Origin of the sequence: Streptomyces globisporus, assembly GCF_003501885.1 — a bacterium.
Lineage (GTDB): Bacteria > Actinomycetota > Actinomycetes > Streptomycetales > Streptomycetaceae > Streptomyces > Streptomyces globisporus_D.
The window spans coordinates 1-7,516 of sequence record NZ_QWFA01000250.1; the positions used below are offsets into that span (position 1 = coordinate 1).

A 7,516-nucleotide genomic window follows, 5' to 3' on the forward strand; every position below is an offset into this window, starting at 1 on the left:
CACCTGGGTCCTGCTGCTCGGCCGGTCCGGGGGCGGAACCGGCGGCCGGGACACCGGTGGACGGGCCGCTTCCGGCGCGGGAGAGGACGAGCAGCAGGACCCAGGTGATCAGCAGGGAGAGCAGGGACACCGCGACCGACATCCGGGCCTCGGCGCCGGAGACGGAGACGATCCACACCGCGAAGGGCCGGAAGCCCAGCAGCGAGGCGACGGTGTACTCGCCGAGGACCAGCGCGAGGGTGAGGAAGGAGGCCCCGGCGAGCGAGGAGCGCAGGTTGGGGAGGATGACGCGGAGGATCACGTACAGCCGCCCCGCCCCGCAGTTCCGGGCCGCCTCCACCAGCGTGGGCACGTCGACCGCACGCAGTCCGGCGTCCAGCGAGCGGTGCACGAACGGCAGCGCGAGCACGGTGTAGGCGAGGACCAGCACCACCGGGAACGACTCGTTCTGCACGGCGAGGAAGGTCTGGTAGAGCGGGGTGCGGGAGAAGTGGTCGGGCCCCCAGCGCAGCACGGTGGCGATCCCGGTGACCAGCGCGATCGGCGGCACCACCAGCGGCAGCATGCAGACGATCTCGACCACGGCGCGCAGCCGGGGCGGCCCGAGCCGGACCGCGACCAGGGCCGGCACGACGAGCAGCAGGGCGAGCGCGATGGTCGCGGCGGCGAGGGACAGCGAGAGGAACAGGCTCTCGGTGAAGCCGTCGGCCGACAGGATCCCGCTGTACGCGGCGAAGGTGAGGCCCTGCCCCGGCACGTGGACGGTGAAGACGAACGAGGAGATGAGCGGGGTGAGGAAGTACAGCCCGGCGAGAGTGAGGACGGCCCCACGCCAGTAGCGGGGCCGGCGGCGACGGGCCGTACCGGCCGTGGCCGGAACGGCGTCCGGTGCAGCAGAGGGCGTGGAGAGGGGGGTCAGCGCAGCCATCGGGAACTCCGTCGCTGGAGGGGCAGGTAGACGGCCATCACCAGTCCGGCGATCACGATCATGTCGAGGCTCAGCGCCAGGGCCACGTTCTCCTGGCCGACCAGGACGTTGCCCGAGAGGGCGTCGGCGATCTTCAGGGTGACCAGCGGGACGGAGCCGCCGACCAGGGCGGCGGCCGTGGCGTGGGCGGCGAAGGCGCTGCCGAAGAGCAGGACGAAGCCGCCGAGCAGGGAGGGCGCGAGGACCGGCAGGCCGACATGGCACCAGAACTGCCAGGTGGAGGCCCCGGTGCTGAGCGCGGCCTCCCGCCACTGCGGGCGCAGCCCGTCCAGCGCGGGGACGACGACGAGGACCATGAGCGGGACGAGGAAGTAGAGGTAGATGACGGTGAGCCCGGTGAAGGAGTAGAGGTTCCAGCCGAGGGCGTCCAGATGGCCGAGCTCCGTGACGACCCCGGAGATGCCGAGGGTGGCGACGAAGGCGAAGGCGAGAGGGATCCCGCCGAAGTTGGCGAGCACCCCGGAGGCGGTGAGGACCGCGCCGCGCAGGGCGCCGCGCCGGGAGGTGACGACGGCCTGGGCGATCAGCACCCCGAGCACGGTGGCGAGGGCGGCGGTCAGCGCGGAGAGCTGGACGCTGCCGGTGAGCGAGGTGAGGTAGGGCCCCTGGAGCGAGCGCGAGAGGTGCTCGCCGGTGAACTCGGTGGTCCCGGCGATCGGATCGGTGCGGGTGAGCGCCCCGTACAGCAGGGCCCCGGCGGGCAGTCCGAAGCAGAGCCCGGCGAAGACGAGCAGCGGGAGCGCGCCGAGCCAGGCACGGGACGGGCGGCGGCGGACACGGCCACCGCCCTGCGCGGTGGCCGCCCCGGGTCCCGGGGCGGCGGACGGGTGCGGGACGGTCATCAGGAGACGGCCTTGTCCCAGTTCTCGGCGAGGGTGGCGTTGGCGTTGTCCAGCTCCTCGGAGGAGGGGAAAGCTGGGGTGCCCTCGACCTTCGGCAGCTTGGCGACGAAGGTCTTGTCGGCGGTGCCGTCCTCGGTCATGGCGGGCAGCAGCACGGGGCGGGCGTACCCCTTGAGCCAGAGGTTCTGGCCCTCGGCACTGTAGAGGTACTCCATCCAGAGGCGGGCTGCGGCCGGGTGCGGGGCGTCCTTGTTGACGGCCTGCGAGTAGAACTGGGCGTATACGCCGTCGGTCGGCACGGAGACCTTCCAGTCGACGCCCTTGCCCTTGAACTGGTCGGCGTACCCGGCGTTCAGATAGTCCCAGTCGATGCTGATCGGCGTCTCACCCTTCTCGACGGTGGCCGGGGTGGACTCGACGGGGATGAAGTTGCCGCTCTTCTTCAGCTTGCCGAAGAAGTCGATGCCGGGCTGGATGTCGCCGAACGAGCCCTTGTTGGCGAGGGAGGCCGCGTACACCCCGCCGAACGCGGAGCCGGACTTGGTCGGGTTGCCGTTGAGGGCGACCTTCCCCTTGTACTCGGGCTTCAGCAGGTCGGCGAAGGTCTCGGGGCAGGTGGTGATGCGGGCGGCGTCGCAGCCGATGGAGACGTAGCCGCCGTAGTCGTTGTACCAGCGGCCGTCCGCGTCCTTCTGGCTGTCGGGGATCCTGTCCCAGGAGGCGACCTTGTACGGGGCGAACAGGTTCTCGGCGGCGCCGCTGCGGGCGAAGGCGATGCCGAGGTCGAGGACGTCGGGGGCGCGCTTCTGGCCCTTGCGGGACTTGACGGCGGCTATCTCGTCGGAGCTGGAGGCGTCGGGGGTCTCGCTCTTGATCCTGATCTTGTACTTGGCCTGGAACGCCTTGATGATCTCGCCGTAGTTCGCCCAGTCCGGCGGCAGGGCGATCACGTTCAGCTCGCCCTCCTCCTCGGCGGCGGCGACGAGCTTCTCCATCCCGCCGAAGTCGGCGACCGAGGTCGCCTCGGTCGACCTCACCCCGTTCACCCCGGTCGCGGCCTCCTCCTCGGGCGCGGCGCCGCACGCGGTGAGCGCGGTGAGAGCGGCGGTGGAGAGGGCGAGAGCGGCAACGGCACGGCCGGTGGCGCGCGTACGGGGGCGGGGTCGGGCTCTGTGCACGGTGTGTCTCCCGGGGAGCGAAGTGAGGGCCACTTGTTCATACAAGCTGGCATCAGTTCGCCCGGCTCAGGTGTCCGAGGAGTTAACGTCCGATGACCGGTGCCGCAAGAGCCGAGGAAGAGGGAAGCCAGTGATATCGGGGTTGTGGTAGGTAGGGGAGCCGTGCATGGCGACGGCCGGACGGACGTTGGAGTGAGATTCCGGACCGTGGCGCAAACACCTTCCTGTGCACAGCGCGGATACACATCAGTCGACCGACGGGGGGGACGCGTGGGCCGTTCACGCTACGAGGAGATCGCGGAGTCGCTGCGGCAGGCGATCCGGAGCGGCGTCCACCCGCCGGGCTCCCGGCTGCCGTCCGAGAGCGACCTCGCCGCGCGGTGGGAGGCCTCGCGCGGCACGGTCCGCCAGGCGGTGGCGCTGCTGGCCTCCGAGGGCCTGATCGGCTCCCGGCAGGGGGCACGCAGAGTGGTCCTGCGCCAGGAGCGCCGGCAGAGTTTCGAGCAGCTCAACAGCTTCGCGCAGTGGGCGCGGGCGATGGGCTGCGAGGTCTCCAGCCGCATCCTCGCCCGCACCACGCGCCCCGCGACCGACGAGGAGGCGGCCCGCCTGGACGCCGAGCCGGGCAGCGAGATCCTGTACGTACTGCGACTGCGGCACCTGGACGGCGAGCCGGTGATGGTGGAGCGGACCGTGTACGCGGACTGGGTGGCCCCGGCGGTCCGGGCTCTGCCCGAGGACTGCGTCTCGATCATGGACAGCATCGCGGAGCGTGCGGACATCGTGGCGCATCACGGCGAGCACCTGATCGACGCGGTGGCGGCGGGCAGCGAGGACGCCCGGCTGCTGCGGGTCCGCCGGGCGAGCCCGCTGCTGCGTCAGCGCCACCTGACGTACACGGCGGCGGGCCGGGCCATCGAGTGGACGGACGACCGCTACCGGGCGGGCAGCGTGGTCTTCAACGTGATGAACTCCGCGGCGGCGGCGCCGCTGGCGCGGCGGGCGGGGCCGGGCGTGGCGGGCTGAGCCCCGCCCGTACCGCTTCAGCCGCCGGAGGTGTCCAGCTCGGCGTCGGCGCTGACACCGGCGCAGTCGTACGGGTCCTTGAGCCAGCCGTCCGGGAGGACGACCCGGTTGTTGCCGGAGGTCCGCCCGCGGGGCCCGTCGGCGCCGTCCGGCCAGGGCTGGTCGAGGTCCAGCTCGTGCAGCTGGCCGCCCAGCTCCTCCAGCGAGGAGGTGACGGCAAGCTTCTTGCGCATCTCGGAGCCGACCGCGAAGCCCTTGAGATACCAGGCCACGTGCTTGCGGAAGTCGATGACGCCGCGTGCCTCGTCGCCGATCCACTCCCCCAGCAGGGTCGCGTGGCGCACCATGACGTCCGCGACCTCGCGCAGGGTGGGCGCGTGCCGGGTCGTGCGGCCCTCCATGGCGTTGACCAGATCGGCGAAGAGCCAGGGCCGCCCGAGGCACCCGCGCCCGACGACGACCCCGTCGCACCCGGTCTCGCGCATCATCCGCAGGGCGTCGTCGGCGCACCAGATGTCGCCGTTGCCGAGGACGGGGATCTCCGGGACGTGCTCCTTGAGCCGGGCGATGGCGTCCCAGTCGGCGGTGCCGCCGTAGTGCTGGGCGGTGGTGCGCCCGTGCAGAGCGACGGCGGTGACACCCTCCTCGACGGCGATGCGCCCCGCGTCCAGGAAAGTGAGGTGGTCGTCGTCGATGCCCTTGCGCATCTTGATGGTGACGGGGAGGTCCCCGGCGCCCGAGACGGCTTCCCGGAGGATGGCCCGCAGCAGGGGCCGCTTGTACGGAAGCGCGGAGCCGCCGCCCTTGCGGGTGACCTTGGGGACCGGGCAGCCGAAGTTCAGGTCGATGTGGTCGGCCAGGTTCTCCTCCACGATCATCCGGACGGCCTTGCCCACGGTGACCGGGTCCACTCCGTACAGCTGGATCGAGCGCGGCGTCTCGGTCGCGTCGAAGTGGATGAGCTGCATGGTCTTCTCGTTGCGCTCGACCAGCGCCCGCGTGGTGATCATCTCGCTGACGAACAGTCCCTTGCCCCCGGAGAACTCCCGGCACAGCGTCCGGAACGGGGCGTTGGTGATACCGGCCATCGGGGCCAGCACGACCGGCGGCTGCACGGTGTGCGGGCCGATACGGAGCTGCGGGAGTGCGGGGGCGAACGTGGTCATTGCTCCATTGTCGCGTACGCCGGACGGGTGGCTGGCCGGGCGGCGTCCGCGATGCCGCCGGCGGACCCCGCGCTGCGGAAGCGGGCGAACGGCTGGTGGCGTTCTGGTGCACCGGGGGCGCGGTCCTCGGGGCCGCCGCCGGGAGCTGAGTGCTGAGGAGCAGGAGGGGCACCGCCCGAGGCGCCGACCGGGGCATGGGACACTCGCGCATGCCTGTAACCAACCCGTGGCTGGCCGGCCCGTCGCCGAAGAAGCGGCTCGATCGCGAGCGCCTGGGAGAACGCATACTCAACCTGCTGTCGACGCAGAACATGTGCGTGCTCGCGACGGCGGGACCGGAGGGCCCCCTCGCGACGCCGGTGCGCTACTACCACCTCGACTTCGCGGTGATGTTCAGCACCGCTCCCGGTTCCCCGAAGATGCGGAACCTCGCCGCCGACCCCCGGGTGTCGGTGGGGATCTTCGCCCCGCTGGTCGGACAGGCAAGCAGCCGAGGGGCTCAGCTCTTCGGAAGGGCCCGCGTCCTGTCCGAGGACGACCCCGGCTTCGCGCACTACTGGCCGGCCTTCCGCTGGCAGTCCGACCACGTAGAGCGGTCCCGTTCGCTGGACGAACCCCAGTCGGGCCCGCTGGTCGTGATCGAGGCCGAGCGGATCGTCTACACGGAACACTGGCTGCGGCGCGAGGGCTTCTCGCCGCGCCAGTTCTGGACCAGGTCGACCCCGTAGCCGGTTCCGGGAGGCCGGAGCCCGATCAGGTGGCACGCCCCCGGGGCGACGGGCCGGAGCGCCTCCGGTAGCGCGCCGCCTACCATCGTGGGGTGATCGCAGAAGAGGGCGCCCGGCTGGGCTCGGAGGCCGCGCGCAGGGTGGTGCGGCTGGGGTGTGCGGACGTTCAGCCCGGGCTGTCCGAGGACGAGTTCGCCCGGATCGAGGAAGAGTACGGGTTCGCGTTCAGCGACGACCACCGGGCGTTCCTGGCGGCCGGGCTGCCCGTGGACCGGTCGACCTCGGCGGGACGCCGGCAGCCGTGGCCGAACTGGCGCGACGGCGACCCCGACGAACTGCGCGAACGCCTGGCGCGGCCGGTCGAGGGCGTGCTGTTCGACGTGGAGCACAACTCCTTCTGGTCACCGCACTGGGGTGCGAAGCCGGACACACAGTCCCAGGCAATCGCGGTGGCGCGCCGTGAACTGGCCGCCGTACCGCAGATGGTCCCGGTCTATTCGCATCGTTGCCTGCCGGCCGGACGCGGCACGTACGGGCACCCCGTCCTGTCGATCCACCAGACCGACATCATCTCTTACGGCACCGACCTGGCCGACTACATCACCCAGGAGTTCAACGGACCGCCGCACTGGGAGGACGCGTCCCTCCTGCGGTCGACCGTGGCCTTCTGGCGCGACCTCGTGGACTGACCTCGGGCGTGCGGCCGGGCCGAAGACCGGCGCGTCAGAAGACGGACAGACCGGTGAGCGTGGTGAACCGGTCGAGCGCCGCCACGCCCGCCACCGAGTTGCCGCGCCGGTCGAGCCCCGGGCTCCACACGCACAGGGTGCACTCCCCGGGCACGATGGCGATGATCCCGCCGCCGACGCCGCTCTTGCCCGGCAGCCCCACCCGGTAGGCGAACTCCCCGGCCGCGTCGTACGTCCCGCAGGTGAGCATGACCGCGTTGACCTGCTTCGCCTGGCTGCGGGTCAGCAGCACGGACCCGTCGGCCCGGACCCCGTGCCGGGCGAGAAACCCCGCGGAGAGGGCCAGGTCCGCACAGGACGCCTCGATCGAGCACTGGCGGAAGTAGGCGGCGAGCAGTTCGGGCACCGGGAGCGTGACGTTGCCGTAGGAGGCCATGAAGTGGGCCAGCGCGGCGTTGCGGTCGCCGTGGGCCGCCTCGGAGGCGGCGACGTCCGGGACGAAGTCGATGGCCGCGTTGCCGCTCTCCGTACGCAGCAGTTCCCGCACCTGCCCGGCGGCGTCCCCGGTCAGCGCCTGCAGCCGGTCGGTCACCACCAGGGCACCCGCGTTGATGAACGGGTTGCGGGGGATGCCGTTCTCGTACTCCAACTGCACCAGGGAGTTGAAGGGGTTGCCCGAAGGTTCGCGGCCCACGCCCCGCCATATCCGCTCGCCGTCCAGGGAGAGCGCCAGGGCGAGGGCGAAGACCTTGGAGATGGACTGCGTCGAGAACGGCTGCTGCCAGTCCCCGACCCCGTACACGGTCCCGTCCGGTTCCGCGACGGCCATACCGAAGCGCCGGGGGTCGACGCCCGCGAGCATCGGTATGTAGTCGGCGGGGGTGCCATGGTCGTCGCGG

8 protein-coding genes are annotated in these 7,516 nt (G+C 71.7%); 3 read left to right on the top strand and 5 right to left on the bottom strand.

Annotated elements, in window-relative coordinates:
- The 3 genes from D3105_RS30735 to D3105_RS30745 form a co-directional block, all read right to left on the bottom strand.
- Nucleotides 1–928 (bottom strand): ABC transporter permease (locus D3105_RS30735; RefSeq protein WP_240647085.1); only part of this gene is annotated, 928 nt, incomplete at its 3' end.
- On the bottom strand, nt 916–1,830 hold the full coding sequence (locus D3105_RS30740; RefSeq protein ID WP_118906182.1) for an ABC transporter permease: 915 nt from the start codon (nt 1,828–1,830) through the stop codon (nt 916–918). The genes D3105_RS30735 and D3105_RS30740, both read right to left, overlap by 13 nt.
- Nucleotides 1,830–3,008, bottom strand: a complete 1,179-nt coding sequence (locus D3105_RS30745; protein WP_118906183.1) for an ABC transporter substrate-binding protein — start codon at nt 3,006–3,008, stop codon at nt 1,830–1,832. The genes D3105_RS30740 and D3105_RS30745 overlap by 1 nt, the downstream gene beginning before the upstream one ends.
- Nucleotides 3,009–3,278: 270 nt before the next feature.
- Between D3105_RS30745 and D3105_RS30750 the strand changes: the two genes are divergently transcribed.
- The gene (locus D3105_RS30750; protein WP_118906184.1) at nt 3,279–4,034 is read left to right on the top strand and encodes a GntR family transcriptional regulator; all 756 of its coding nucleotides are present in this window, start codon (nt 3,279–3,281) and stop codon (nt 4,032–4,034) included.
- Nucleotides 4,035–4,051: 17 nt separating this feature from the next.
- Here D3105_RS30750 and dusB read toward each other — a convergent pair whose 3' ends face one another.
- On the bottom strand, nt 4,052–5,200 hold the full coding sequence (dusB, locus tag D3105_RS30755; protein WP_118906185.1) for a tRNA dihydrouridine synthase DusB: 1,149 nt from the start codon (nt 5,198–5,200) through the stop codon (nt 4,052–4,054).
- A 209-nt stretch (nt 5,201–5,409) separates the two neighbouring features.
- Between dusB and D3105_RS30760 the strand changes: the two genes are divergently transcribed.
- Nucleotides 5,410–5,928: a pyridoxamine 5'-phosphate oxidase family protein gene (locus D3105_RS30760; protein WP_118906187.1), complete on the top strand. Its 519-nt coding sequence runs from the start codon at nt 5,410–5,412 to the stop codon at nt 5,926–5,928.
- 92 nt (nt 5,929–6,020) lie between these two features.
- On the top strand, nt 6,021–6,617 hold the full coding sequence (locus D3105_RS30765; RefSeq protein ID WP_118906186.1) for an SMI1/KNR4 family protein: 597 nt from the start codon (nt 6,021–6,023) through the stop codon (nt 6,615–6,617).
- 34 nt (nt 6,618–6,651) lie between these two features.
- Here D3105_RS30765 and D3105_RS30770 read toward each other — a convergent pair.
- On the bottom strand, nt 6,652–7,516 hold an 865-nt coding region (locus tag D3105_RS30770; RefSeq protein WP_118906188.1), incomplete at its 5' end, for a glutaminase.

Coding starts and splice junctions, on each gene's coding strand:
- dusB (WP_118906185.1), bottom strand. CDS start 5,200: ATGACCACGTTCGCCCCCGCACTCCCGCAGCTCCGTATCGGCCCGCAC.
- D3105_RS30740 (WP_118906182.1), bottom strand. CDS start 1,830: ATGACCGTCCCGCACCCGTCCGCCGCCCCGGGACCCGGGGCGGCCACC.
- D3105_RS30760 (WP_118906187.1), top strand. CDS start 5,410: ATGCCTGTAACCAACCCGTGGCTGGCCGGCCCGTCGCCGAAGAAGCGG.